The sequence below is a fragment of the Novosphingobium sp. SG707 genome (assembly GCF_012275515.1).
In the GTDB taxonomy this organism is placed as follows: Bacteria; Pseudomonadota; Alphaproteobacteria; order Sphingomonadales; family Sphingomonadaceae; genus Novosphingobium.
Map to the genome: position 1 here is coordinate 267,945 of NZ_JAAZQL010000003.1, position 26,965 is coordinate 294,909.

The window sequence follows — 26,965 nt, forward strand, 5'->3', positions numbered from 1 at the left end:
CCGATACAACTCCCCTAAGCGTATGCGCCGCTTTGCATTTTTCCGATTATTTCAGAGACCAAGCGCACGCCCTTGATGGTATCAAGGTACGCTACCGGGCGGCGACCATCCAAAGCGGGCGCCGGATTGTCCAACCACTTCGAAAGCCATTCAGCTGCGTCGAAGCCCTCCGGATTGCCACTCTCTTCGACCATCGCTTCGACTTGCCCCACAAGTATTGCCACCTCCACAATCCGCTCCGACGCGGATTGCGACAGCGGACGATCGGCTCTGGCGAGGCGCGTCAGACTCTGGTCTTTGATCTTGAGGATGTCACCAAGGCCGATCCGCTTACTGTCGAGACTTCGGAGCAGCCGTTGCACAAAGGTGGCGGGGATACCCGATCTGATCAGTGCGATCCGCTGCACGGGATCCATGCGATAAAGCCTCGAACATGACAGCGGCGCAGCCCTTTGACGTGTCATAGCATGGTCCCTGATATCGCCGCCGCAGTTCGGATCGATTCGCTTTTTCAGCAATGCAGTTGCCAAGTTGGACGAATTTCTCAGGCTTGGCCATGCTGGTGAAATCCCTGGCGCGCGCGAACTGACATGCCGTACCGCGCCTATCGCTTAGCGAACGGAATCGACTGCGACACGGTGTGGATCTTGGTTCTGATCCATACGGCCACCGGCCGGACTGGCCTGCCAACGCCCTACTTGCGGGCCTCATCAATCGCCGCCACCATGCCAACCAATTGCTCCCGCAAGCCGAATATACCCACAGCCAGTATCAGGTCCGGCCGGTCAGCCAGCTCCAATATCGCTTTGAGAACAATGGCAGAATGGCGCATCAAGACCACCATATTCTCCGCGCTGGGGCAGTTCTTGCCATCAAACCAATTGCGCACCGCACGGTCATTGGCATGGGTGATCCGGGCCACGGTTTTCACCGATGATGGCGATGCCCCAAACTCAGCTCGCAGCGCCTGTGCGATGACATCGGCCAGCACCTCTGGCGTGATTTTCGGAAAAGTTTTTCCGGATCCTGACTGAATCTTTCGGTCGTTTTTGGTGAAAGACATTCCCTTCCCCTCCCGATACGTTTTCGAGAAATTTAGCGCGTTTTTGCGTGCGATCGGAAACATCTGCCGTGACGAAAACTTCGCTCAGCAATGATGAGATGCCCACACGGTTGATCCGCGCCGCGCAATACGTGCGTATGTCGACCGAGCATCAGAAATATTCGACCGAAAACCAGGCCGAGATCATTGCTGAATACGCCGCACGTCGCGGCTTTGAGATCGTGCGGACCTACGAAGACTCTGGCAAGAGCGGTCTCACCCTCGACGGCCGCCTGTCGCTGCAGAAGCTGATTGCAGATGTCCGCAGCGGCAACACCGACTTCGAGGTGGTTCTGGTCTATGATGTCAGCCGCTGGGGCCGTTTTCAGGATGCTGATGAAAGCGCCTATTACGAGTTCATCTGCCGCGAGGGCGGGATCAAGGTGCATTACTGCGCCGAGCAATTCGAGAATGATGGCAGCCTGAGCGCGACCATCATCAAAAGCATGAAACGAGCCATGGCGGGCGAATACAGCCGGGAATTGTCCGCCAAGGTCTTCACTGGGCAGTGCCGGTTGATCAGGCTAGGCTTTCGGCAAGGCGGCCCTGCCGGATTTGGCCTCCGGCGCGTGCTGGTCGATGAGCATTGCAACCCCAAAGCGACGCTTGAGCGTGGCGAGCAGAAGAGCCTGCAAACCGACCGGGTGGTATTGCAGCCCGGACCGCCTGAAGAAGTTGAACTGGTCCGGCGCCTCTATCGCATGTTCGTGGTGCAGCAACGGACCGAGAGCGAAATTGCGGCTGTTTTGAACACCGAGGGCATGACGACGGACCTCGGCAGGCCGTGGACACGCGGCACCATCCATCAGATCCTGACCAATGAAAAGTATATCGGCAACAATGTCTACAACCGGGTATCCTTCAAGCTGAAGGCCAAGCGGGTCATGAACCCTCCGGACATGTGGGTGCGCCAGGATGGCGCGTTTGAACCCATCGTCGAGCGTGATTTTTTCGAGGCGGCGCAGCGGATTATCATGGCCCGCAGCAAACGGTTTACCGATCAGGAACTGCTTGATCGGCTTGCCGCCCTCCTCGCGGAGAAGGGCTGGTTGTCTGGCCTGATCATCGATGAAGTCGAGGATATGCCCTCGAGCATGACGTTTCGCCATCGTTTCGGCAGCCTGATGCGCGCGTATGAACTGGTGGGTTATTCGCCGGCGCGCGATTACCGCTATATCGAGACCAACCGTGCACTGCGTGCTCTCCACCCTGACGTCGTTCAGGAGGTCATCGCGGGGATCGAGCGCGCCGGTGGTTCGGTGCTCAGGGATCCGGTTTCTGACCTTTTGCATATCAATGAGGAGTTCACGGCAGCGCTGGTGATCGCGCGCTGTCAGGTAGGGCCGACCGGCAGCCTGCGCTGGAAGATCCGCTTTGATCAGGGTTTGCGCCCCGGGATCACGATTGCCGTTCGTATGGCCGACGACAACAAGACGATCCGCGACTATTACCTCCTGCCTTGGCTTGATCTGGGCAAGGCTCCCGACCTCAGGCTAGCTCCGGAAAATGGTATTCTGCTCGATGCCTACCGCTATGAAACGCTTGAAGTTTTCATGGATTTGACCCGCCGCACCATGCTGAGCATGGCGGCATGAGCGATCCGGCCCCGCAAATCCGTATGGTTCCGGTTGATCTGATCAGCGTGCTGAACCCGCGCGTGCGCAACAAGCGCGTGTTTCAGGAACTGGTCGACAGCATTGCCCATCTTGGCCTGAAAAAGCCTATCACCGTGAGCCAACGCCCCGGGCGGGCGCGATTTGACCTTGTTTGTGGTCAGGGACCTTCTGCGGCGTCTCGGGGGACAGGATCGCCGTCTTGTTGGCGTTGATGTTCAGTCCCACCGCCCGGAGAAGGCGGATGAGGTCCTGCAGGGCCCGTCGGGCGTGGACTTCGCTGTCGGCGATGACCCGGATGTCGTCGACGTAGCGGTAGTAGTCATACCCCTTTCCCGCCATCGCTCTATCGACGCGAGACAGGAGCATATTGGAAAGGAACGATGACGCGTCCCGATTTTGCGGCAGGCCATGGCTTCCGCTGAACGTCCACCGTGTGAGAAGCCGGTCAAGGGTGGCGATCGCATTCCTGATCTGCAGCTTCTCCGGTCCGGTCGCCTCGATTTCCGGAATGACTTTCTCGAGCCCTGCAACGATCTGCTCGCGGGCGATATTCTCAAAAAAGTTACTGAGGTCGGTGACTAACAGGAACTTGCCGGAGCGGACGAACGTCAGTGTGACACCTTCGAACGTGAACCAGCGGTTGATCTTGTTCTTGAAGAGATACTTTTTATTCTGGGGATCCGGCTCGTGCCGGTAGCTGAGGACTCGATGACCGAGCAGCTTGTCGTAGTAGGGTATCAGAAAGCTGCAGATCGCCTGGTAGACAAACCGGTCGAAGAAGTCGGTCTCCAGTCCATAGCGTTCGCCGAAGCCCTTCTTGGGGATGTTGCGAACGACACTACGTGTTCCAGCGTATACGCCGTTCCACTCTTGGAGCATCGCTATAATGATCCGCTTCGCCTCCTCGGGGTCATTGAACAGATCGTCGTATTGCAGGCAGTCAAAATACCAGTCGTCGCGCATGTCCTGGCGAAGATGCCTGAGGACCAGATCGAATTGGATCGGGAAGCCAAGTGCCTGACCATTCTCCCAGAATGCGGAGGTCAGCAAGTAGTCCTTCTCCACCTTATTATTAGTCGACACTCCCGAATCGCTCCCGACGGCCCATGGACAGCTTGCATTTGGCCGCTTCATACTAGCGGCTGATCCCTTCACCGCCATAGGCGAAATCTCCCGCCTTCCGAACCACCACTTCTAGGGCACCTTGCTGACCACTCAGATAGGCGTATTGGCAGGTTCTGCCAGCAGCGGACGCCCTCGGCGGCTGATTTCAACGACCGACTTTGGTCGCGACCTGCCGATTCAACCGCCGCCATCAATTTGATATCGGGCGGCGTCGAACGCGGAACTCGCGCTTTACAAACCGCCCCGGCCGACGGCGCCCCGAACATTCTTCATCGATCCGCCCGATTTTCTCGATAAGCTGACGGTAATAGTCATGCCTCATGATGACGCGATGCGGCTTACCGGCTCGCAGGATAATGATCTTGTCGCGTTCAGCGCGGTCGGCGATCGCCACGGGATGGCGCAGCAGATGCTCGACGGCAATCCGCACAGTCCGGCGTGGGTATTTGGGCTTTAGGCGGGTCATGCTTCCTGTCCTTGGGTCAGAGGGTTGGTCCGTTTGGTGAAAGTCAGTCTGCCGGTCCTCTTCTTTCCGTCCAGAGGGCGCACGGGGCGCATCAGGATGCCTTCCGGGGTTTCTGTGAACGCAACTTGACCGCCCAAATCGAGCCCCATCCGGCGGCGCAAATAGACAGGCAGGCTCAATCGGCCACGAGGGCTCACCAATGACTGCAGATCGAGTGGATCCCGACGGTCAGCGCTAGTTCTGGCGGCAGGTGATACTGCGGCACTCCAACTCTTGCTGCATGGTTCCGAGGAACCGGAGAACAGCCGTTCTGCTGTGGCACGATCATATAGGCCGCGGTATTCGGCCGGCACCCCTTGGCTTTCGAGGAAGTGGCGAACTGCGGCAGAATGAACGTCATGGCACAGCCCCAATTCGCCGGAGCCGACATAAGTGCGAGCCAAGCGCAGTGCAGTGACCATTGGGATGTCACGCAGGCGATCGCCGGGCCCGATCAGAAAGTCGGAATAGTGCGAGAAATTGTGAGGAGTGATGTTCATCATGTCCGCCACATCGGCCTTGAGGACATTAATCCCACCCCAGTCCATATCATCCTGGTCGGTAAAGATCGGCAGCGAAAGCACGGAATCGTCTTTGACCATTATGCGTTTTGCCAACGGCAGTTTGCCGGTGGCAAGCCGCGCAGACAGATCCCCGGACAGGATTGCTGAGAATATGCGGGACCAAGGCTTTGGCTGCCCACCTATCCGCTTCATTAAGTCGGCAAGATTGACTTCAAACCCCTCGTCATTGCCGTCAAGCCGTGCCTGCAGCCTGGCGCTAAGGTCCTCAACACTAGCCTGATAGACCGAGATCTGCGCCCGGCAACCGGGCGGTATCGGCGCAGCTTCCAGCAGTCCGTCGTCGACCAATTGATGAATCGTATAGGTCGGTATCCCGAGCCGCTCGGCTGAATGTGTCAGCCGCATGCGCGGCTTTTTGCGATCGGCCAAATCTTTAATCGCGTCCTTAGGTATCAGCGGCTGAAACCGGCACCCGTCGAGCGCAAGGATTGTGGGTAATTCGCCGGCTCGACGCATGGCGTAAAGCGCGGGTTGGCGCGCGCCGGTCAATTTGACAGCTTCGGCGATGGTGACGCCGTCGGCTCGTGCTGCTCGACACCGATCCGCGAATTCGTTGATGACGTTAGCAACCGGCCGAGACAATGTGCGCCTGCGCATCTTGTAGAGCAGCTGGTAAACGATATCCCGCTTGGCGGCTGCCATGCCGCGCGGATTCTGGTTCAATCGGTCGATCAGAAACCGTTCCAGCCCGCGCGGCCAGTCGCTAAGAAACGGCCAGGTCTCGGCGATTGCGGGGACGATCACATTGGCAGCAACGTCCATCGCAAGCTTTCTCGAGCGCAAGGGTTTGGCCACGCGCGGGTCGATGAGTGGGGCCAGAGCGCAGGCCAATTCCAGCAATTCGCCGCCGCCGAGTTGCGCCAGCTGGGGCGCCAATACCATGCGGGTCGCGGCGCGACGCTCAAGATCGGGATGGATTAAGCTGACGAGGCATTGAAGGTTGGCTCGCAATTCCTGTGGCACTGGCTTGGCCTCGGCTCTGGTGAGCGGTTCTGCGCAATAGTCGCACAGGTCAATGCCGGTGGTACGCCTCCAGGCCTGCCGGCGGCCGCAGACAGGGTTGGGACATCGGTCCTCAAGATAGGTCCAGGTTTCAATGCAAACGGGTAAAATGCGCAATTGCCAAAGCCCGCGGTGGTGCGGTGATTGTGCGAGCGCCGTCGGCGAAAACCGGCGATACGTAAATTGCAGAAAATCCTTGGGCACAGTAGTGCCAAAAAAGTTCAAAGTTTCAGCATCTTCCGACCACAGAGGGGCGTGGTGGCGCAAAACTGCTGGGTCAACTCGCAGGCAGTCCGCGAGGACGTCTAGCTGCTTCAGGTCACAAAAGGAGGCGTGCTGGCGCGCTGACACTTGCGCGCCAGCGACCTGCGTAATCTCCGCGAGGCGCGGAAAGTAATGAGATGCGGCGATCCGCGCGACATAACCGTCGAGGGATTCACCCTGAAAAAATGGTGTCGGGCGGTTAACTCGCCACGGTGCAATTTGTTCGGCCATGGTCGAGCTCACAAAAAGGGGTTTGGAATGTTCAGCGCATTGCAGCCGGGGTACGAGCAGAAGGCGTGAGCAAGATCACTTTTGTGGATCGCGCGCTGACCTCCCCGCACTGCATTCTCGATCGCACTTCGGATGACGCCGCAGATTTCGCGCAAATGCCCGTTTGAAGCCCGCCACAGCCCATGAGCGATGTCCCCGCTCGCCAAGTCAGCCTTGCAATCGACAATACCGCGCTCGACCATGGCTGCATCCAGGTCGCCCACGAACTTGATGAAAAGTTCGCGATCGCCGTCCGAATGCCAGTCCATCGGTGACAGGTCGGCCTCACCATGGAGGCGCCGCAGCAATTCGGGCACTAGGGCCAGGACTTTTGCTGCATCCTCGCTGCCAAAGAATGCCACTGGCGCTACGCCGCGGTCCATAATCCATTGCCGAATGGCTGTCGCAATTGGGCGAGACATGGTCGGTCGTCGCGAGGCCTCATTAAACTCGTCGAAGATGACGAGTTCGACCTTCTGCCGCGTCATTTCTTCTACAGCGCGGCGCCAGCGCACAAACTCTGTGCCTGCATTTGGCCGCGCTACACCAAGGGATTCCAGGATTGCGGACGCCGTGATGCTTGTCGTACATTCGCCCGGTACAACGACAACCAGCACCGGACGCGTGCCAACCTCGGCATCCGCTTCGGCGATCCGCTTGTAGCGTTCGATGGTCTGAGTCTTGCCGCAACCGGTCGGTGCCACCACCATCATGCCGCCGCAACTGGCGCCCGGTGGTCGTAGTTTTGCCGCCCGCCGCAATTGGTCCAGTTTGGCCACCGCGTCGGTTTGAGGTAGGTAATTCACTCGAATCTGGTCAAATGCGGCGATGGCTTTGCTCGAAATCGCAATGCGTTCCATGAGCGACAGGGCCCCGGTGTCGGATCTGGTCATTGATAGTCTCCCTGCTCGCTAAGCAGATTACGGCCGCGTTGGGGTTGCCCGGCCTCCGGCTGCGCTTGCTGGGTCTGCACCATGTGAGCTCGGCGGCGTTCCAGCGCCGTCTTCTCGCGCTTCGGGCGCGGCGCTGAACGCGGTGCGAGGATCTCCTGGTCGAGCGAGGTCTCTCGCGCGCGGTCGTTTGCAATGAAGATGTCGAGACCAACCGGTGACGGCAATGTGTTGTGCAGATCGAAGAGATTGCCGGTGACCTGCCGGAGACGCGGAATCTCGTACATTTGCGCTACCCGCTTACGAGATTCGGCGAACTCACCAGGATCGATTTGTCGAGTGAATTCGACCAAGCGCCCACGTGCTGCAATCCGATGCTTTTCGGTATCAAATGCCAAGGCCTGAGCTTTGGCCATCTCCTTTATCCTTTCGTGCAGCCAGTGCGGCATGCCATCGGCATAATTTTCATCGGCGCAGCGAAGAGTAACGTATTTACGTGTCCGGCGATTCCACACATGGATCCGGCTGATGTCCATAGAATCGAACCGGAATTCGACGGTTGCTGTCGCGTCATCACGCCGCTGCCTACGCGGTTCGATCGGCACGAGATCACGCAGCAGGTCTGGCACGGCTATCGCATCATGATACCGCAGCCCGAACGCGCGTATGCCACTCGGCGTGAGTTGCCTTCCTGCCCGCACCTCCATTGTGTCACGCGCGAACGAATCAAAATCAGCGAAATTTGAGATGCCGGTGCGCTTTGCGCATTGCTCGAACACCAAGGCAGGCTGCTTGCCATTTAGGCCCGCATGGGGTTGGATATTATAAATGGCGATGATCTGATTCATGACAGCCTCGAGCTCATCGGCCATCACCACCGCGTGCTTTTCCGCATCAAATCCCAGTCGCCGCGCGTCGTGCAACGACATCGTGCGACCAGGGAGCAAGCGCGACGACTGGAAGTTGACAGTTTGAATGGCGCGTTCGCAAATGGCTCGATAGCGGGGCTTCTTGATCGGGCAGAACATGACCGAAAACCCAGCATCGCGGGCCGCCGCTTCATGGCTCTGCGCCAGAAATTCGGTGCCGTTATCGAGAATTAATGTGGTTGGCTTCCCCCGCAATTGAGCCAAAATTGGAAATTTGTCGGCAAGATCTGACGGCGGCCGTTTCGGGAGCGCTATGCGCCGCAAAATTTCACTGAGCGACCAAGAGCATGGATCGGTGAATGTGATCAGGTGTCCGACCGCTGCCCGACTTTTAACGTCGACAGCCAGGGTGATCCATGGCCGCCCAAGAAGCAGTTCCAGCTTCGGACAAACGATGTGCTCATCCAGTTGTGTATGGTCGATGATCACGTATTGCATCACGTGATCAGCCGTCATGGTTTTACCGGCACCGGACCAGTCTTGCTCCTTCGCCTCTTTCGCAACGTTTGAGGCAAGAGTTTCGTCTGATTCCAGAAGATTATAGAGGCGGCGCACTTTGCGAAGGCCGTCATCTTTGGTTTTGAGCTCAGGGATTTCGATCTCCAACCCCTCCTGCTCAATCATCGATCTGTATCGACTGATGTAATTGCCGTGAATGTCAGGGACCTTGAGGCCGTTTTCCCGGCCTTCAATCACGCAATAGGCCAGCAATCGCGAGGCTGGATCGGTTCTTGCCCTTTTGAGGAAATTCCGGCCAGTGAGCGATACCATATGGCGCGGGTGTCGGTCGCCAACGCGCCCGCGCGTCGCACGCCAGTTCCTGACGGTTGAAGGGTTCGGGGCCTCGCCATATTTTGTAATCAGTTCGGAGGTCCAATAGAGTTTCAAACCCGTTGCAATGGCTTTAAGGCCCTGCTTGACGCCGTTGTCATCGAGGATCTGACAGACTTTGGATTTGAATTCGGCATCTTCCGTCAACGCAATGGCTTGGTCGCGCGTCCATTCGGCCTCGTCGTTGAAATTCCGGATGGCATCATTGGCTCGAGGGGACTTGATCACGATGTCGCCGATGGCAAGCAGCGCTTCGAACTGTTCTATCGACGGGAGCCCAAACGAACCGTCCGGCTGTTCGCACCTGAAAAGTTCGCCTGTGACGACGTGGGTCAGCTGCAGCAGTCCGTGGGTATAGCTGGGCTGATAGCGCGAGCCTCGGATTTCAACGATCGTGCCTGCGGGAAAGCGATTGTATATCATTTTGCGTCCATGCAGTTGAGCATTTGGGGCATCGCCTGCCAAAGCAGGGTGCAACCAAAACGCGTGCGAATAAGGGGGGGGCAGCCAGGCCTGCACGGTCTAAGCCAGCCCCCATGCTGCTCTCAGTGAATGGTGATCGGGGTCGTATCCAAGATCGGGCGAGTCAGGTCGATCTGGACCCGACGCGCCACGGTCAGCGCCTGCAAAACCGCCTCGCCCATCAGTCGACGGCTGGGATCGAGCGCATCAGACAGGCTGCCGAATGTCGCATCGGCTCCCACGGTCAGCGCGTGCTTTTCCAAACGCTCAATATGTTCGGGCCGAACGGACACGAACCGCCGTGCGCTAAAAAGATTCACATTGCGCCGGTGGATCAGGCTTTCCCAGATCTGGTGCCGGAAAATGATGCGGAAGCGGATGCCCATCTCCTCGCAAATCTCGCGCACATGGCCCAGCTTGGCCCGGTACTCCGGGTCTTTGAGATCATTTTCGTCACGCTTGATCTCGATGAAAGTCAGCCTCCCATCGGGCGCGACCAGCTCGACATCGATTGTATAGCTATGTTTCTTGCCGTCGCGGACGAACTGGAACTCGACCGCTTCCGACGTCATGCTCACAACGCTGAATTCGACCTCGGCGCGGGTCAAAAAGTCAAACTGCGCTTTGCCCTCCCAGTGGAGAAGCCGGCGGGCCTTGCGGCTGACATACCACCCGTTTTCATGAGTGCGGCGGCCGTTGAAAGTGCGTTTGGAACCGCCGCCATCTGCGCGGATAAGCTGAACATCTTGTGCAACGACGCGCTTGTCGCGAACGAACTTGAGCTCGGTGGAGATGCCGGGCTCATTGTGGTCCTCAGCGTGGCACGGGTTGTCGTTAGGCTTCAATTTCATGGATCTTCCTTTCCGCATCGCACAGCGTGCGATGGACGTGTGGGGCCACGATCCGAGGGCAGCCCTGGACCTTGACATAAGGCACGAAATGAAGGAGATCAGAGCTACCGAGGTCTCTGGCCTTTGAGGGGGTTCCGCCTGGCAGGGTGGGCCCCTTCTTCATTTCTGCAACGGATGAATTGAGTTCGCGGGCGCTCCCGCTTTTTCATTGCTAGTGCGTCATTCACCTCCTTTCGTATCGGGATAATGGCCCGGCCACAGCTGGGCCGGTGTGAATGCCGTGGCAGCCGCGATCGCCTCTTCGATACGGCGCGATCGCATCAGGCCGCGTGAGACGCGCGTGACCGTGCTGGGGTTGACCCTCAGCGCCCGAGCGATTTTGGACAGCGACGAGCCGCGACGCTCCAGCGACCACTTGATGTGTTCATGCCAGCCATCATTGTCCATTTGCGACCTCGCTCACTGCCCCTTGCGGCAAATCGCCTGAGTGGATTTTTCCTCTCGGCTTGAGCGAATCAAGCATCATGTAGGGAAATTCGTCAAGATAGGCATTATTAAAGACAACAGATGCCGCATACCATGCAATTGCATGGTATGCCTATAAATATTTCCACCATAACCAAGCGAGAAAATGTTAGAATTTTTATATGATATTATTTTTGGATCTGGATTTTACAAGACCGATGACGGAATGAATTTTCGAACAAACAAAATTTCTATGACTTTCAAAATCTCCATTCATATAAATGGCGCCACTTCGGATACTGCAAGTGAGCGATCTCACGCGTTTTCTGGTCAGCTTTCGCGATGACGAATTGGAGGACAACGGCCTCAATGCGTCATTGGTGAAATGTCGCCAGCATCATGTGGAAGCTGCGCCGATAAGCAGTTTTCCACAGAAACAAGCGCATTTTCGCGATGCCAGGACATCTCTTTGATGCGTATCCGGTCGCCACCTGGAGGATGTTTTGTGACGCGGCCCACAGAGATGGAGGCTTGCAAGCAGTTTTTGCAGCAAAGGCACTGCTTCATTGGCTCTGACCTGCGCCATCCTCCGCGCCCCCAGCGTGCCAAATCCGCCAGTTCTTCGAGGTGTCCAACTGGCCTAGTGGGGGTAGCTCATACACCTTGAAATGATCCGCGATGATGCTGGCGAGCCCCATTCGAAGATGCGCGGTGCCGCGATTAGTCGATCCGCTCATGCCATTCCCGCCATCATCGAATCCGACGGACTGTCCGGTGAGCCCTCGATTGGGAATGCAAGGCTCCCCGGGGTCCAGAAGTCCGTGTGCTCGAAATGACTGGCATAAAAAGCTCGTGAAAGCGTCGCGCGTCGACGACGACGCGAAATGGGCTCTTCCACGGCGAAGTCATCGCCATCGAGGGCCGCAAGCTCATACCCCAATGGCAATAGCCGAGGTTGGTCCACGATCACCTTCAAGTCCTCGATCGATAGCGCTGGACACCCCATCTCCGGCATGTCGCCCCAATCGTCCACATCGTCGATATCAACAGTGGGAATATCGACGGCCTCGATCGTGGACGCGACCATGGCATCGACGTCGACATGTGCACCAGCAAGAGCCAGCGATCCGATTTCCTTGCTGATCGCCGACAGGATTGGCTGAAGTCCGCCGACCATGTCCTCGAACAGTTTGATACGGCCAGATAGCGCCAAGTACACCTCAGTCTCAACGGTGTCATGGTAGTGAAGATTCAATATCCGGATGTTGTCAAAGCGCTGGCCGAGGCGGTCGATGCGGCCTATCCGCTGCTCCACGCGCATGGGGTTCCAAGGCATGTCATAGTTGATCAGCGAGCCGCAAAACTGAAAGTTGAGGCCCTCAGCGGCGGCGTCGGTGCACAGCAGGATGTCGCCCTTGCCTTCGCGGAACCGCTTCTTAATGTCCGCCCGGGACACCAAACGCCAGCTGCCATCGGGCGTGCGGATCTCCCCGCCACGACCCGAAAAACAGATGACCTCGCGACCGGTCTGGTCAGCCAGCCAATCGCGCAGTCCGTCCATGGTGTCAGTATAGCCGGTGAATACCATCGTCTGCTGATAGCCCTCAGCCGCTAAGCGGGTGAGCTCGTCCTTGAGCGCGCGGGCCTTGGTGTCGATCGGCAGGCGCTGAAGATCGGCGAGGATATCGCGGATAGCAGCACTCTCGAGCAGGCGGCTTGCAACCTCGTCCTTCTCCTTCACCTCGTCCATCTCGACCTCCTCGCCGCTTTCCTCGAGGTCGAACTGGTCGTCGTCGATCTGACGATCGAGGCGCCCCTGAAGGCTGTGCGCGAGGGCGGCAAAGCTGGACGACAGTCGCTTACGGTAGATAGTCAGCACGAAGCCGATCGCGGTGCGCTGCGACTGGTCCGCATTCTGATAGGCTGAACGGATAAAGCTCTCGACCCGTTCGTAGATGTCGCGCTCGGCGGGCTGCATGTGGATGAAACGGTCCTGCACCTCACGGACGGCGATGCGAGCCTGAAGCTTGCCCTCGGCCTGATAGCGGCGGAGCAACGAGCGGGTGTGCCGGGACATAAGCGCCGCGACTGGTGACCACCGTTTCATGATGCGCACGGCAGCGACACGGTCCTCGCCGCTGAGTTGCCGCCTCGGAATGGATGCCGCGCCGCGAAGCGCGCTGATGATTCTGCGCGTGCGGATCGTCGAAAGCTGCTGGCCTCCTGTTCCGCCCATGCTGGAGGCGCGTTCGGAAGGCAGTGCCCCGAAGAAGGCTTCGGTCGCCCGGAAGAGCCGGGCACAATCTTCCATTTTTTCTACCGGCAGGTGCGGATCGGCGAGTGCAGCAAAGTAGCGTTCGTAAGCTATAGCATCCCACTCGGGAGGCAGGCCGAGTAGCGACAGGAGGTCGTAGAGCTCCATCGCGTGGGTCTGGAGCGGCGTCGCCGATAGAAGGATCAAGCCATGCGTGCGATGCCGCAAGTCGCGCAGAAGTCGCATGAGCATGTTCGGCGTAACACGCTCGCCGGTCCGCTTTTGCCGAGCGTGATGCGCCTCGTCGACGACCACAAGATCATAGGGCTCCGCTTCGAGTAGCTCGGAGCGGCGGTCGCTGCGGCGAGCGAGGTGGCTCGACATGATGACGAACGGCTCGGCCGACCAAGCATCGCGCGTCACCGGCGTGTCGATGATTGACTGTGTCGCCGCGTCGTAGCGACGGAAGCTCTTGCCGTCGTAGATCGGCCAGTCGAGCGCAAACTTCTCGCGCAGCTCAGCCTGCCACTGAGTGCAAACGTTCTTCGGCGCCAGGATAATCCCGCGCCTCAGTCGTCCAGCAAGCCAGGCCTGCCGCACCAGCAGTCCGGCCTGCACTGTCTTGCCGAGGCCAACCTCATCCGCGATCAGCAGCCGCGGGGCATGGTCCGGCACCTTGCCGTACATGCGCAGGAAGGCACGACGCTGATGAGGCCAGGCCTCGACCGGCGATGTCGCCTCGCCTACCCAGATGCCACCGTTCGCGTCCCGGGCCGCGGTCCTTACGCGCTGCCATAATTCGGCACGCTCCTTGTCCCAGTCGTGCACCGCCACTGGCGAGGCGCTTGGCTCAGGCAGGATGATTGGATCAGGCTCTGCCTTCGGTGTCTGCTGCAGCCGCGCCGGAAGCAGGTCGTCGGGCGGCAGGAAGCGGAGTAGATCCAACCGGACAGCGGTCGGCACATCATATGTGCGGATCCGCTCGGCCCTATCAGCCCAGTACATGGCGAAGGACCGGTCCTCCTCGTCGACATATTCGACGTTGGCCGTCCAAGACTTGAAGACGGTGAACGTCTCGCCGTTACTCATCCAACCCTGAACCGTCTCGTTGACCGAGCCGGTGAACGCGATGCGATCGCCGGTCTTGTCCTCGATGACACCGGTCTTCTCGTGGAAGATTGCGTTGCCTGCTACTGGCTCACGCGTGATCGGATGGCATGGCAGAGCCACGCGGACGTCCAACATACCGCGAGCGACCAGCCAGGCTAGAAGCTCGAGGGCCTCTCTCTCGCTGTTCGAAACCGCCTCCGGAAGGCTGAAATCGGCCTTGCGGGCAACGACATCCATCATCGACATGCCGCGCTCGATCGCCTCGACCTCGCCATCGTCGAGTGTACAGCCCACGAGCAACCGCATCCTGCCCTGATTGAGGGCGAGATGTTCGATGCCGCGCGCTGCAAGGGCCAAGCTGGCGGCCCGAAAATAACCGGTCGTCCGGTCATAACGGATCGCCGAAGACAGAGCTGGAACCCAGAACCGCGACACAAGGTCGCCGTCCTCTCGACTGTACTTCAGCTTCCAGGCATGGTCCTGCAGCAGCATATCAATCGGCTTCCATCAGCTCGCGATACAGTTCCAGTTGTTGCGGTTCGCCGATTTCTCCATCGTAGGCGATGCGGCGCAGCTTCTCCAGCGCATCGAAATCATCGGCTGCGGGCTTCACCGCCTTGTCGGCATCGATACCGGAGAACGTCTTTGACGGCGGCAGCACCTCGAGCAGTGCCTCCATCGCGACCTTGAACTCGTCCTCCTTCGCGACGCCGGCCTGCTCCAGCATCTCCTGAGCTGCCTCGGCACCGCGCGTGCGCATGACGTGCGCCGCGTGATGCAGCGCATCGATCATGCCGCGCGATCCGTCGGCTGGACCTACAGCGCCCTTGGCGACGCGGGTTGCAGAATCCCACAGCTTGATCTCGGCCGCCTTTTTCTCGGCGAGCCGGCCGATCACCTGCACGTCCAGATCGACCCCCACGGCGCGGGCGAGCCGCAGGGCCTCGTCATAGGGAAAGCTGACCGCCTTGAAGGCGTCCCAGGCGAGCACATAGAAAGCCGTTGGACCATCCATGTCGGCCTGCGCCTTCGCCGATGCCAGTTGAGCCAGACGCCGAGCTTTTACTTCGCGACGCGCTGCGTTGAGCGCGTCCTCCGGCCGCACGGCGTAGGGATCGAACTGCTCGAACATATCGCCCTGCGTGCGCCGTTTCTTCTTCGGCTCCGGCGCCGGCGTGCCGCGGGTCAGCGGCCAATGACGAGAGAACGCCTCCAGCGCAGGGCCGAAGCTGGCGAGGTAGAGGTCTACGCCTTGAATGCCGGCCTGCTGGAACTCATCAACGCGGGCGCGGACAGCACGTGCGACCTCGGGTTCCACGTCCTCCCAGTACATAGTCCCCCCCATGATCTCCTCACGAGGCCGACAGACAAGAAATATTGTAGAATTGGCTGCGGCCTTGTCTTTGATGTGGAGTGAACCAGAAGCCTCTGTATTAACTGGCCAGGAAGCAGTTATAATGAAACCGGCGTCCATTAGCGACATCGCTAACGCATCCCATGCTCCAGTTTCCTTGTGCGTAAACATGACGGTCATAATCCCGTCATCCTTCAACACACGACGACATTCTGCAAAGATGCCTTCCATCTTAAAGCGGTAGTCCCGCTCCGCGAGTTTCGCTGCCCCCTTCTCGCCTTTGAAGTGCGCCTTGTTCGCTACAGCCTCAGCATTTTTGTCTGCCAAGCGGCGTGTAAACAGCTCTGGCACGACGAGTCCAGCGGTGCGTTTCAGCCAGACATAGAAGAAGTCCGACAATTCAGCATACATCACGTTCGCGCCATAAGGCGGGTCCATAACCACGGCATCAACTGACTTGTCTGCGATGTGCGGCATCGAAGCACCAGAACCGTTAGAAACGGTAATTGCGCCTCCTTGGTCCTGCATTGAGTCAAACATGTCTCCACGCTTGTCAGCGGCTACCATGGCGATAAGTTCTTTCAGCGCTTTGCCAGTCGCTTCAACAGCCCAATCTAGCCCCATGCCCTCGATCAAGATCGCCATTTCAGCGTAAGACCATTTGAATGCGAAATCATGGCGATCGAACGTGTTAGCCAAGGTTTCACGATTTACGATCCATCGCGTCATTCTAGAGTTGTAATCGCGTATCTTATCCATTGCGATTGCTACGTAGACATATGCGATGGTCCGAACGTCCGTTAAAACACCTTTCGCTCTATCAACCTCTAGCATTTCGCGAAACACTTCTACACCGATACCATGAGCGAGCAGCTGGCGCGGAGAGAACATATCACGCCAATTGGTAGTGCCGTACCGCCTTGCTTCGTCTGTCTTGCTTCCTTCTGGAACGGCTTCGATGGGGATCGAATCAACGGCCTCCCATTCTGGCATCCTCTCGGCCAGCTGTGCAGCGATTGCGGCACAATTGTCGTCGCTGTCACTAGGTGCACGATATCCACGAACCCACTTAATTTTGTTCTTACCGGTCTTCGTCTTCGTGATAACTTGGCGCTTGTAGACTACAGCAAAAAGCTGATCACCCATTTGGCCGGCTTGCGCCTGTCGCTTGATGTCATCCCCGCTGATGGCGCGAGCGCAATCGGCATAAGGGCAAATCCCGTCGCCGTCAGCCACTGTTCCCGCTGACTGGTCATCAACATTCGTCACAATCTCAAACGAGCAATTGCGATCCTCGTCGCCAGGACCAGAGCCGATTTGTGGAACAAGTCTGACGCCCGTTCCGTCAGGCGCGAGACGCCAGTTTGGTGACAGCGGCACCTTTCCGGCGCAATATGGACAAGTGACGGTTCGCGCCCACAAATAGCCATCGGGGCGGCAATCACTTTCTGGCTCATCGGGAAACACGCCCGCAAGGCGCTCTCGGGCGATCTCAGCCCATCTAGGGCCTATGTCTTGAAACTCCTGAAGCAGCGTGGCTCCGAACTTAGCCGGATATTCAAGGGTTGCCTTTTCGATCAAGCTGGCAACTGGATTGAGGTCATTGGCAATAACGGAAAGACCAAGCCGATAAGCCTCAAACGGGATTGCACCGCCTCCAGCGGTGGGGTCTAGCACCGTCAAATCGCTGTCCATGATCAATGCGTCGAGGTCTTCGGCGGACGGGTTGTGAGAAAAGGCGCGAGAGTAACCGTAGGCATTTGCGCCAAGGCGCTCGCCTAGCCGATCTGCTCGTTCGATCCGGATGCGCGCAGCGATTGGATCACCATGAATGCCAAGTGTATGTTTGAAGACACTACGGTCGGCATTGTCGGGCAGGATGGACGCTAGAACTGCTGCTCGGGAAGCAACCAGCGGCCGCCTCGCCCACCAGACATGCAGCCTGTTAGGCGCTGGGAACGGCGTCATGGGAGTACGTTCTCGTACGCTCTCAATGCCAATCTCGGCGATCGGCAGCCAGCGTTCTATAAGGCGGGTGGTGGTCATTGTTGATCCGATCTCAGCGCGCTGGCGCGGTCAGGAGAATGCGCAGGGCGGTGAGCACGCGACGCGGGTTCTTGCGGTGAACGGCCATGCCGAGCCAATAGGCGGCCTCCTCACGTGCCATGGCCTCGATACCTTCGGCGACGTGCACCATCGCAGAGCGCGAGCGCATGGGTGCGAGCGTGCGGAACAGCAGCGCTAGCCGAAGCGCCGCGTCTTCACGAATGGTGGACCGCAGCCCCTCGATCGGCATGGCCTCCAGCCTGATGCCAGCATCCTTAAGCTTCTTCAGGATGCGGATCTGATTGATCTCGAGGTTGCGACCGGCCAGTCCCGCCATGCGAACAGGCACATGGATGTGCGGCGACGCTGGCGAGGGCATTTGCCATATCTCGACTTGAAGCTCGTTGCCGACGATCCGCCGTGCCCGCACTTCATAGGACGGTTCGATGGTGGGAAGCGTCACGCGCTCGACCCTTGCAGTTCTGGATGCCATAGGTTCATGCCTCTGCGGTAACTTCGACGAAGGCGGCGGACGTGCCAAACTTGGTCAAGCGTTCGATGATCTTTTCGGGCTCATCCCCGGACAGCGCGAGGCCATCGGCGAAATCGAGCTGGATGCTGGCGGAGACGTTTTTCTCGGTCGCAGCGCGAAGCTGCGGCTCGACATATTCGCGGGTCTGCTTGGCGTCGCTGACCGCACCCTCGATCGTCATCGTGATGATCGATTGTGCGGCCGTCTCGAATTCGATTGTGGCATTCGCCTTCTTCTTGGCTCCGGGAACGCTCTCCACCACGTTGAGCAGCATGAAGAAGTGGCCGACCTCGAACGGGGTCAACGACAGGGTCGACACCTTCTCTACCTTGGCTGCACGAGCGCGCTGGAAGACGGTGGAGAGCGCGTCCTTGAGAACCCCCTCGCCGGTGAAAGCTTGAACGGATGACGTCGGCGGAGTGGCCGTACTCGCTGGCTGAGCCGCAGACTCGGAGTGCCCACCGAAAGGCACCGCCGCTTCCTGTACGGAGCTGCCGCCGCTCGTCGAGGTTGCATCAGCTGGAATGCCGCTTGGCACGCCATCGGTGACGGGTGCGTCCGGTGCCGGGGCTCTCACTGGGCGGGGGAAAATACCGTGGTCGCGTGCGAAGTCCGCTGTCGAAATGATGGAGCTACCGTCGATCACAATGGACGGCACAGGATCGCCTTTGCCTGCCGTCAACCCCTCGCGCTGGTAAACGAACACGCCATCCGTGATGCCCTTGATCACTAGCTTGCGGAACGGGTCGTCGCCGACGTGCATGGGCAGCGACGGATCCCGCCGGAACTCAGCGCGCAGATCTGCGGCCGTCATCTGACCGATCCGCTTGAGTGGCGTGCGGTCCCGTACGAACTGCGGCAGATCCGGCTGATCCTCAGGCGTGCGGAGCTTGCCGATGTCGGACAGTTGGCGGACGATTTGCGTCTGACCAGATCCAGGGCGCTCCGACGCCGAGTGCTGATCGATAGTAGCGAGGTCGAGCGAGATGGTGCGGCCACCCAGCGCGGTGCGGCTCGGATAGAAGAGGTGCCGATAGCATTGCTGGATAGCGATCGCGATATCAGACTCAGACCGCCGCGCCAGCTCAATAACCTGAGCTTTCTGGTGATCTGCAAGCTCGTTCAAGCGGTCGGCTCGCTTCAGCTCCTGAAGCGCCAGATGACGCGACACTGTTGCGGTCAGGTGCTGGATGTGTCGGTCGTCTGCGACGAGGAAGACCAGATTGTTCCGCAGCTGGCGTAGCCCACCGCCGTCCTGACCCTTACGCTGGTATATCGCGGAGATCAGTTCCGGGACTTCATCGACCACGTTGCTGATGCTCAGCGCCTGATGATGGATTACGGCGAGCCGCGGCTTGCCGTCGCCGATGTCGTCGGGGACGTCGAATGCGCCGGCGGGAAACGGAATTGACTCAAACGAGCCGTTGCCGCCAAAGATATCCTTGATGCGACTGTCAGTCTCGACCCGCAGAGCATCAGCCTCCACGTTCCGCTCCTCGCGGGCAATGATCTGGGTAAGGTTAGCCTCCGCATTGAAGCGTAGAGGCGCGCCGGGGCGATCATCCAAATAAGCGGATCCCTGAATGAACGCCGCCTCGGCATCGGACACGAAGCTGAGATCCACGTCCGGCGACAGCACCGAGTAGCGCAGGTGCGCGGGGGTCAGGCCGCGAAGCTCGTTGTTGTAAGCTATCGTGTGGACGAAGATCGTTCGGGCGACGTAGCTAGCGTACGGCAGCAGCCCACCGAATCTGTCGCCGTCGATGCTGGCGGCCAGCGCCGCACGGCCAGTCTTGCCGTCGATATCATTGAGTATCGCAGAGTCGTACTGGCTCTGATTGAGGCGCGTCGTAAACTCGCGACGGATGCCCTCGTCGCCCAGGTCGACGTGGTGGGTGTGAATCATTGCCGCGTCCTTGGGGCGCTTGGCCCACACGCTCGCTACCGTCTTGGCAAGGATGCGGAGCATGCCGCGCACGCGCTGAAAGTCAGCGAGGGTCGCCGTCTTACCGGTCAGCGTGTCCAAAAGGTCGGGGTGGAACGGATAGCTGGCTTCCAGGGCAGTGCGAGCGTCTGCCCCTTGGTGGCCAGTATCGATGCGGTCACGGTATTGCGTCCAAAGCTGGCAATATGCCGCCACCGTCTCCTGCGGCACGTCCACGCGCTCGAACAGACGCCGCTTCAGCACAGCAGCAGTCTCGTCATCGCTGGTGGGATTGAGGATCGTCGCCTTCCGACCGGAGACACTTTCGAGCTCACTGACGATCCGCGAAATCTCTTCATTCTCGCGCGCAAAGGCATCTGTGGCCTTGCCATCCGACCGCACCGCGAGCGTGAACACCACTGCGGCGCGTGGGCGGCTCTCCACGGCGGCGAACAGAGCCTTGAGGAACGCCGATATCTGGTCACGACCGTACGCGTCCGGACACTTGCGCAGATATTCGCCCAACTCGTCAAGGACGACGAGCACTGTACGATCGCCGAACACCTCCGCCAACGTGTCGGCGCCGGGAGCACGGCGCATCTCGTCGGACTTCCGGACGATCTCGTATCCAGCATCGCCGCCGATCTGATAGGCAATCTCTCCCCAAGGCGTAAATGCCCGGATGCCGATTCCCATCATTCGACCATTCGAGGGATCGGACGCCTCGCCATCGAAAGCTGCGACCGACGCCCCGGCCGGTAGCGACGGTAGCGATACGAACTCGTCCATGTTGGGCACGCTCGCGCCCTCGCGGGCACCGTGGATGAGCGCGATGAGGCCGTGCGTCTTACCGCCACCGAAGCTGGTATCGAGGCGGAAGACGGCAGACGACGATCCATGGCCGGACAGACGACTTAGAACCTGACCAAGCAGTTCCTTCAGGCCTGCCGTGGGGTATGTATTCGCGAAGAAGCGGCGCGCATCCACATAATCGACCGGGCCTTGCCCCGAGAGAACTGGGCCAAGACGTGCGGCAAACTCGGCTTCCGACATCGTGCCGTTTAGGATGTCCTGCCGAGGCTGGCAGCTGTCGAAAATGGTCGTGAGAGCCATGTCGTTACCTGTGCTTGAGGCGCTCGGCGAGCGCGATGATGTGGGTCAGATGCTCGCTACGAGCCCGGAGTAGTGGGAGGATTCTTTCTGCCAGATCCAAAGGTCGATTGACGCCGATGGCCCAGTTCCGCACGGTCCGGTCAGTTACGCCCAGATCGCGTGAAAGCGGCGTTTGCCACTGGCGCCCATAGAGCGCCTCTCCAGCCACCTTTAGAATGTCATCCTTGCAATCCATTTTCCGGGTTTTAGGAAGCGCTCATGATTTTAGCAAGCATTTCAGCCGAATTATGAAGACGTTTGAACACGTCGAAAAACCACTGGCACGTAACGGCTTGAGCTGATTCATTGCCTTCGCGGATGACGGAGGCGATGATGGCGGGGCAGCCGGGTTTCTTTGATCTTTCGGACCGGTGCGAGACTCTGAGCGCGGCGGCTGATCCGCTGGAGCGGTTGGGGCATGCCCCAACCATGGCGATGTCGATCTCGGTGGCCACCAGGTTCATCGGTAAGGTGGAGTGGAGTTACCACACTTCACACGCCCACCGAGGAGTTGATCCCGACGACAGACTACCGCTTGCCGAACTGATGGCGAAGACCGGAGATGGAGGTTTTCTGTGCATGATCGCTGAGAGCGTTTTGCAGATCATCATGGAAGCCGACGTTGACGGCCGGGTCGGCGCTGGCCGCCCTGAACGATCCGGCGACCGGACGACCTGGCGCAATAGCTACCGCGACCGCAGCCTTGATACCCGGCTCGGCACGCTCAACATCAAGATCCCCAAGCTGCAGACCGGCGCTTATTTCCCGGGCTTTCTGGGGCCAAGGAAAACCGTCGAGAAGGCGCTGGTGGCGGTGATCCAGGAGGTTTCACATCGAACAGGGCGACCTCATTGCTGCGCATGAGTGATTCGAGAAGGCTGTGCCAGATGTGAAGGCAGCTTTCGATGGAGCAGCAAGCGTTTGCTGAGCCGCTCGTGAAAGAATATGTGTATGCTTTCGAGGCGGCCGTTGAAGCGCTCTTAATTTGATCTAACCTGTCCTCGGGCATTCAACCGGGGGTAGATCGCTTGAGTATCGCAGACACGTTCAAGCAGTTTCTCAGCAATATAAAGGTCGACGACGCCCAAGCGATCTCTGATCGATATGGGGAGATCACCCGTGCGCTTAATCAGAAGTTCCGCGACACTGATTCCAAGACGGCGAATACGCTACAAGTTGGCTCCTACGGGCGACACACCGGCATCAAGGGCATCTCGGACCTCGACATGTTATACATCATGCCGAAGGGTGAGTGGGAGACCTACAAAGACGGAGGTCAGTCCAAATTGCTGTCCGACACCGCCGCTGCCATCCGCGCGCGCTACCCCAAGACGACCGTCAGGGTGGATCGGCTCGTTGTCCAGGCCGTCTACTCGAATTTCACCGTGGAGGCACAGCCGGTGTTTGAGCAGGACGACGGCAGCTTCAAATACCCCGATACCTACAACGGCGGCTCTTGGAAGACAACCAAGCCTCGTGACGAGATCAAGGCGATGTCTGAATTCGTGTCCGATAAAAACGACAATCTCCGACGTCTCTGCAAGATGGTGCGCTCTTGGAAGAACAAGCACGGTGTAGGTATTGGCGGTTTGCTAATAGACACTCTGGCCTATAATTTTCTGAAGTCGACCAGCGATTATGATAAAAAAGGTTACCACTATTACGACTGGATGAGTCGAGATTTTTTTTCGTATATAAAAGATTTGCCAAAGCAGGACTACTTCGCGGCATTGGGCAGTGGCCAGCGCGTCAAAGTGAAGAAGAATTTTCAGCGTAAAGCGAAGAAGGCGCATGAGCTCTGCCTCAAGGCGATTGAGGCAGAGGGCAATGACAACCAGCATGACAAGTGGCGGGCCGTCTATGGTCGGCAATTCCCCGCGACTGAGAAAATGCAAAAGGCAGCCGTTCTCGAATACAAGAGTAAACCGGTCCGCATGACCGAGGAGTATCCAGAAGATGTGTTTGCCGCCGTTGATATCCGGAACAACATTCGTATCGACTGCCAAGTAGAGCAGAATGGGTTTCGTCCAGCATCTCTCAGGGAGATGATCCGCGACCGCAAGCCGCTTATGCCACGCAAGAAGCTCACATTCTCGATTGTTGAGACAGATATACCGGGCGAGTTTGGCCTGTTCTGGAAGGTGCTTAACCGGGGACAGGAAGCAATCGACCGCGACTGCATTCGTGGGCAGATCGTAGCGGATGATGGGCATAGGAGGAAGATCGAGCGCACCGATTTTAAGGGCGATCACGTGGTCGAGTGCTACGCCGTCGTTGACCGAATTGTCGTCGCGACCGATCGCATCCACGTACCTATCAGCGCAAACCAAGAGGACGACAATGAATAGGACCGGTCTTCTCCGCAGCATCGCCGAGACGGGGTACAATGTCGGGTTTGGCGCGAAAAAGAACTTCGCCACGCACGACATTGTTCAGAAGGTCCCCAGCGGACTTGGCCTCGTCTCCCTGTTAGTAGGCCTCTATGCGCTTGTTTGGGAGCCGCTAAACGCAAAGTTGATCGCTGCGACCATGGTCGCGTTTGGCATCATCACGCTTATCATTGCACAATACGATCACAACAAGGTCGCCTATAGCGAAGAAGGGGAGCGGCTCACGACGCTCTTTTATCGGCTGCGCGACCTCTATCGCGACGTGCAGGCGACAGCGGAAGGCGCCGATCTGGCAGTCTACCGGGCGCACTTAGATGCCCTTCAGGCGGAGGTGTCCGGCTCCAGCCAGTCGAAGCAAATCCTCTTCAGCGACTGGTATGCCCACTACAAGTTTTTCTGGCAGCACCAGATTGAGTGGATCGACGAGCAGAAGAAATTCACCTTCTGGCGCGACAAAGTGCCCTTCTCCTTCTCATTCACCCTCGCAGTATCGGTGCTGGCGCTCGTGGCAATTGGGATCGCCCGTATGACATAGAGTCGCACTCTCGGTCGGCTCCCCCGACGGGGAGCCCGAGGGTGAAAATCACTGCTAGTAACTGGAAATCTAGAGCGAGTGCCGCTCCCGTGAGGTCGCATTCCGATGTCCGCTATCCCGCGTTAGGAACCCTGAAGGTGCCTAACCGGTTCGTCCGGGTTCTAGCTCACTGGCCAGCGCGGCTATGTGCGCAGCCAAGTTCTTCAATGAAGAGGGCGGCCTCTGAACGATCCAGAGCATATTTCTGGCTCGATTCAACGCGATCAAACTAAATGGAAGGCGCCGCTTCTTCAGCCTCTCATCAACCGAGAGGATAAGCCTATGTCACAGAGGACAAGCTTTGGTGTCACTGGACAGGAGAGTTGGATGCCCTGCAAGGATTCGAACCTCGATAGACGGAATCAGAATCCGTAGTCTTACCATTAGACGACAGGGCATCATCTCGGTGTGGAGCGGGCCTCTAAACCCACTGTTTCCAAGCGTCAAGAGAAAAAATGAAAGCACGGTGCGACTTGAAATCGCCTGATGGCAGATCCCCCGCCGGCGGCCTGCTCCGCCGCCGGCGGGCCCCATGCGACAATCCTCCTTATCAGCCATTGCTCCGGAGGCCGCTCGGCGCTAGCATGGAGGGCAACATTACCCGCGTATCTCGCGGGACACAGATTTTTGAGAATTACACATGGCGGATCAAACTCCGCCGGACACGCCAGCAAAGGTTCAACGGCGCGGGGAAAAAGCAAGGCGCCGGGCACGCAAGAGTCGCGCTGCCGCCCCGCGCAAGGACCAGAGAGTAGACGTAACCGGCGGCAAGCCCGAAGGCACAGTCGTGCCCGCGGAGCAGAGCAATTCCGGGGCGGCGGCGCCCCCCACTTCGCGGCGCGGCGCAAGGCGCAAACGCGGGGCAAAGGCGCGCGAACGCGGCGTGGCGGCCAAATCCGCGCAGGCCAAATCGGCACAGGCGAAATCCGGCGCCAAGGCCCCCGCCAAAACGCCCGATGCCTCTGCCCCCCGGCCCGCGCCCTATTTTCACGGGCCGTTTGGCCAGTCCTATGCCGCCATCGACCTTGGCACCAACAATTGCCGGTTGCTGATCGCGCGGCCTGCGGGCGACAGTTTCGTGGTGGTCGATGCCTTCAGCCGGGTCGTGCGCTTGGGCGAAGGTCTGGCCCAGACCGGGCGCCTGTCAGATGCCGCGATGGAGCGGGCGATGGGCGCGCTGCGGATCTGTGCGGATAAATTGCGCCGCCGGGGCGTGGCGCTGGCGCGTTCGGTGGCCACCGAGGCCTGTCGGCGGGCCACCAACGGCCCCGAATTCATCGAGCGTGTGCGCCGCGAAACCGGCATTGCGCTCGACATCATCTCGGCGCGCGAGGAAGCGCGGCTTGCGGTCTTGGGCTGTCATATCCTGATCGAGCCCGGCCCCGGCCCGGCGCTGGTGTTCGACATTGGCGGCGGCTCGACCGAACTGGTGCTGATCGAGCATCAGGATGATGGCGGGGTGCCGCTGATCCGCGATTTCGTGTCGATCCCTTACGGCGTCGTCTCTTTGACCGAAAGCTGCCGGGCCGAACTCGATTCGCCGCAGGACCGGGCCGAGCGCTATGCCGAAATGCGCGGATTGGTGGATGATGGCTTTGCCGCCTTTGCCGCCCGCATCGCCCCCTTGCGCGAAGGGCTGGTCCACGATCACGGCCCGCTGCGCCTGCTGGGCACCAGCGGGACGGTGACGACGCTGGCCAGCGTCCATCTCGACCTGCCCCATTACGACCGCAGCGCGGTGGACGGCTGCATCGTGCCCGCCGCCAGCATGCGCGCGATCAGCCAGCGCCTGTCCAGCCTGAGCGTCGCCGGGCGGCGCGAGGTGGCCTGTATCGGCCGCGAGCGCGCCGATCTGGTGGTGGCGGGTTGCGCTATCCTCGAATCGATTCTCGATCTATGGCCGGCGGCGCGCCTCGGCGTGGCCGACCGCGGCATCCGTGAAGGCATCCTGCGCAGCCTGATCGGCATCACACACAGCAAAGGAGGCGCGGCATGAGCCGTTCCGGCCGCGATCCCGGCACCAGACTGAAAAACACCAAGGGCCGCACAGCCTCGCAGGCCCGCTGGCTGCAACGGCAGTTGAACGACCCCTATGTCAAGAAAGCCAAGGCGGACGGCTATCGCAGCCGCGCGGCCTATAAGCTCATCGAACTGGACGATAAATTCGGTCTGGTGAAAGGCTCGCGGCGGGTGGTCGATCTTGGCGTGGCGCCGGGCGGGTGGACGCAGGTGGTGCGCCAGCGCGCGCCGCAAGCGGGCGTGGTCGGCATCGACCTGCTGCCCACCGATCCCATCGAGGGCGCGATCCTGTTCGAAATGGACTTCATGGCCGATGAAGCCCCCGACGCGCTGATGGAGGCGCTGGGCGGGCGGCCCGATTTGGTGATCTCGGACATGGCCGCCAATACCGTGGGCCACAAACAGACCGACCACCTGCGCACGATGGGCCTTGTGGAAACGGCTGTGGACTTTGCTGTGCATAACCTGTCCAAAGGCGGTGCATTCGTGGCGAAAGTCTTTGCGGGCGGGACCGATCCGGGGCTTTTGAACATTCTCAAGCGGCATTTCACCACCGTAAAGCACGCCAAGCCGCCTGCGAGCCGGAAGGATTCGTCGGAGTGGTATGTGATTGCGCAGGGGTTCAAAGGGACGGTTGAGGAATTGGAGGCCGGTAAGGAAGAAGGGTGAAATGCGAGGGTCTCGACCCTCGCGCTCCCGTTAGTGTCTGCGTTG

Annotated in this window: 20 protein-coding genes, 1 tRNA gene and 1 pseudogene; 7 read left to right on the forward strand and 15 right to left on the reverse strand. The window is 59.2% G+C overall.

The features are described from left to right. Positions 1–14 precede the first annotated feature (14 nt). A complete protein-coding gene (locus tag FHW92_RS10020) occupies positions 15–530 on the reverse strand; it encodes an antitoxin Xre/MbcA/ParS toxin-binding domain-containing protein (protein ID WP_168603123.1) in 516 nt (171 codons plus the stop codon). 164 nt (positions 531–694) lie between these two features. Beyond that, entirely contained in the window at positions 695–1,063 is a 369-nt protein-coding gene (locus tag FHW92_RS10025) for a hypothetical protein (protein ID WP_168603124.1), read from the reverse strand. Between the two features lie 68 nt (positions 1,064–1,131). Between FHW92_RS10025 and FHW92_RS10030 the strand changes: the two genes are divergently transcribed. Next, positions 1,132–2,697 carry a recombinase family protein gene (locus FHW92_RS10030; protein ID WP_349237668.1) on the forward strand — a complete coding sequence of 522 codons (1,566 nt, stop codon included), beginning with the start codon at positions 1,132–1,134 and terminating at the stop codon, positions 2,695–2,697. Positions 2,698–2,826: 129 nt separating this feature from the next. Here the strand turns inward: FHW92_RS10030 and FHW92_RS10040 are convergent, their stop codons facing one another. The 7 genes from FHW92_RS10040 to FHW92_RS10070 form a co-directional block, all read right to left on the reverse strand. Next, positions 2,827–3,768 (reverse strand): RNA-directed DNA polymerase, encoded by a 942-nt coding sequence (locus FHW92_RS10040; RefSeq protein ID WP_246870048.1) that lies wholly within the window; start codon positions 3,766–3,768, stop codon positions 2,827–2,829. A 265-nt stretch (positions 3,769–4,033) separates the two neighbouring features. Next, positions 4,034–4,309: a hypothetical protein gene (locus FHW92_RS10045; RefSeq protein WP_210428438.1), complete on the reverse strand. Its 276-nt coding sequence runs from the start codon at positions 4,307–4,309 to the stop codon at positions 4,034–4,036. Then, positions 4,306–6,429 (reverse strand): AbrB/MazE/SpoVT family DNA-binding domain-containing protein, encoded by a 2,124-nt coding sequence (locus tag FHW92_RS10050; RefSeq protein WP_168603126.1) that lies wholly within the window; start codon positions 6,427–6,429, stop codon positions 4,306–4,308. Before FHW92_RS10050 ends, FHW92_RS10045 begins: the two co-directional genes overlap by 4 nt. A gap of 8 nt (positions 6,430–6,437) precedes the next feature. Then, entirely contained in the window at positions 6,438–7,361 is a 924-nt protein-coding gene (locus FHW92_RS10055; RefSeq protein WP_168603127.1) for a TniB family NTP-binding protein, read from the reverse strand. Further along, positions 7,358–9,637: a DDE-type integrase/transposase/recombinase gene (locus FHW92_RS10060; RefSeq protein ID WP_168603128.1), complete on the reverse strand. Its 2,280-nt coding sequence runs from the start codon at positions 9,635–9,637 to the stop codon at positions 7,358–7,360. Before FHW92_RS10060 ends, FHW92_RS10055 begins: the two co-directional genes overlap by 4 nt. A 26-nt stretch (positions 9,638–9,663) precedes the next feature. Continuing rightward, on the reverse strand, positions 9,664–10,431 hold the full coding sequence (locus tag FHW92_RS10065) for a TnsA endonuclease N-terminal domain-containing protein (protein WP_168603129.1): 768 nt from the start codon (positions 10,429–10,431) through the stop codon (positions 9,664–9,666). A 219-nt stretch (positions 10,432–10,650) separates the two neighbouring features. Then, positions 10,651–10,878 (reverse strand): helix-turn-helix domain-containing protein, encoded by a 228-nt coding sequence (locus tag FHW92_RS10070; protein WP_168603130.1) that lies wholly within the window; start codon positions 10,876–10,878, stop codon positions 10,651–10,653. 323 nt (positions 10,879–11,201) lie between these two features. Here FHW92_RS10070 and FHW92_RS10075 point away from each other — a divergent pair, with 323 nt between their 5' ends. Next, positions 11,202–11,369, forward strand: coding sequence for a hypothetical protein (locus FHW92_RS10075; protein ID WP_168603131.1), 168 nt, complete (start codon positions 11,202–11,204; stop codon positions 11,367–11,369). Positions 11,370–11,629: 260 nt separating this feature from the next. Here FHW92_RS10075 and FHW92_RS10080 read toward each other — a convergent pair whose 3' ends face one another. From FHW92_RS10080 to FHW92_RS10100, 5 genes are read right to left on the reverse strand one after another with little or no spacing between them, the layout of a single operon-like run. Then, the gene (locus FHW92_RS10080; RefSeq protein ID WP_168603132.1) at positions 11,630–14,752 is read right to left on the reverse strand and encodes a helicase-related protein; all 3,123 of its coding nucleotides are present in this window, start codon (positions 14,750–14,752) and stop codon (positions 11,630–11,632) included. Position 14,753: 1 nt separating this feature from the next. Further along, a complete protein-coding gene (locus tag FHW92_RS10085; protein ID WP_168603133.1) occupies positions 14,754–17,660 on the reverse strand; it encodes a DUF1156 domain-containing protein in 2,907 nt (968 codons plus the stop codon). Positions 17,661–17,673: 13 nt separating this feature from the next. Then, positions 17,674–18,123: a hypothetical protein gene (locus FHW92_RS10090; protein ID WP_210428439.1), complete on the reverse strand. Its 450-nt coding sequence runs from the start codon at positions 18,121–18,123 to the stop codon at positions 17,674–17,676. A gap of 34 nt (positions 18,124–18,157) precedes the next feature. Beyond that, complete coding sequence (locus tag FHW92_RS10095) at positions 18,158–21,229, reverse strand: DUF499 domain-containing protein (protein ID WP_168603135.1); 3,072 nt, start codon at positions 21,227–21,229, stop codon at positions 18,158–18,160. Positions 21,230–21,233: 4 nt separating this feature from the next. Next, positions 21,234–21,464 (reverse strand): transcriptional regulator, encoded by a 231-nt coding sequence (locus tag FHW92_RS10100; protein WP_168602905.1) that lies wholly within the window; start codon positions 21,462–21,464, stop codon positions 21,234–21,236. A 350-nt stretch (positions 21,465–21,814) separates the two neighbouring features. On the opposite strand from FHW92_RS10100, the pseudogene FHW92_RS10105 reads away from it, so the two are divergent. From FHW92_RS10105 to FHW92_RS10115, 3 genes and pseudogenes are all read left to right on the forward strand, one after another. Further along, a pseudogene (locus tag FHW92_RS10105) lies at positions 21,815–22,093 on the forward strand (transposase); the annotation flags it as partial. Between the two features lie 203 nt (positions 22,094–22,296). Next, complete coding sequence (locus tag FHW92_RS10110) at positions 22,297–23,616, forward strand: nucleotidyltransferase (RefSeq protein WP_210428440.1); 1,320 nt, start codon at positions 22,297–22,299, stop codon at positions 23,614–23,616. Further along, positions 23,609–24,193 (forward strand): SLATT domain-containing protein, encoded by a 585-nt coding sequence (locus tag FHW92_RS10115; RefSeq protein WP_210428441.1) that lies wholly within the window; start codon positions 23,609–23,611, stop codon positions 24,191–24,193. Before FHW92_RS10110 ends, FHW92_RS10115 begins: the two co-directional genes overlap by 8 nt. A 363-nt stretch (positions 24,194–24,556) precedes the next feature. On the opposite strand, the gene FHW92_RS10120 is transcribed toward FHW92_RS10115, so the two are convergent. Next, a tRNA-Gln gene (locus FHW92_RS10120) sits at positions 24,557–24,630 on the reverse strand. Between the two features lie 389 nt (positions 24,631–25,019). Here FHW92_RS10120 and FHW92_RS10125 point away from each other — a divergent pair. Continuing rightward, a complete protein-coding gene (locus FHW92_RS10125) occupies positions 25,020–26,228 on the forward strand; it encodes a Ppx/GppA phosphatase family protein (protein WP_349237669.1) in 1,209 nt (402 codons plus the stop codon). Then, on the forward strand, positions 26,225–26,920 hold the full coding sequence (locus FHW92_RS10130) for an RlmE family RNA methyltransferase (RefSeq protein ID WP_168603137.1): 696 nt from the start codon (positions 26,225–26,227) through the stop codon (positions 26,918–26,920). Before FHW92_RS10125 ends, FHW92_RS10130 begins: the two co-directional genes overlap by 4 nt. Positions 26,921–26,965: the final 45 nt, after the last annotated feature.

Bases quoted from the DNA above. Each gene is read 5' to 3' on its own strand.
- FHW92_RS10025 (WP_168603124.1), bottom strand. From the start codon at position 1,063: ATGTCTTTCACCAAAAACGACCGAAAGATTCAGTCAGGATCCGGAAAA.
- FHW92_RS10045 (WP_210428438.1), bottom strand. From the start codon at position 4,309: ATGACCCGCCTAAAGCCCAAATACCCACGCCGGACTGTGCGGATTGCC.
- FHW92_RS10050 (WP_168603126.1), bottom strand. From the start codon at position 6,429: ATGGCCGAACAAATTGCACCGTGGCGAGTTAACCGCCCGACACCATTT.
- FHW92_RS10055 (WP_168603127.1), bottom strand. From the start codon at position 7,361: ATGACCAGATCCGACACCGGGGCCCTGTCGCTCATGGAACGCATTGCG.
- FHW92_RS10065 (WP_168603129.1), bottom strand. From the start codon at position 10,431: ATGAAATTGAAGCCTAACGACAACCCGTGCCACGCTGAGGACCACAAT.
- FHW92_RS10070 (WP_168603130.1), bottom strand. From the start codon at position 10,878: ATGGACAATGATGGCTGGCATGAACACATCAAGTGGTCGCTGGAGCGT.
- FHW92_RS10080 (WP_168603132.1), bottom strand. From the start codon at position 14,752: ATGCTGCTGCAGGACCATGCCTGGAAGCTGAAGTACAGTCGAGAGGAC.
- FHW92_RS10085 (WP_168603133.1), bottom strand. From the start codon at position 17,660: ATGACCACCACCCGCCTTATAGAACGCTGGCTGCCGATCGCCGAGATT.
- FHW92_RS10095 (WP_168603135.1), bottom strand. From the start codon at position 21,229: ATGGCTCTCACGACCATTTTCGACAGCTGCCAGCCTCGGCAGGACATC.
- FHW92_RS10100 (WP_168602905.1), bottom strand. From the start codon at position 21,464: ATGGATTGCAAGGATGACATTCTAAAGGTGGCTGGAGAGGCGCTCTAT.
- FHW92_RS10115 (WP_210428441.1), top strand. From the start codon at position 23,609: ATGAATAGGACCGGTCTTCTCCGCAGCATCGCCGAGACGGGGTACAAT.
- FHW92_RS10130 (WP_168603137.1), top strand. From the start codon at position 26,225: ATGAGCCGTTCCGGCCGCGATCCCGGCACCAGACTGAAAAACACCAAG.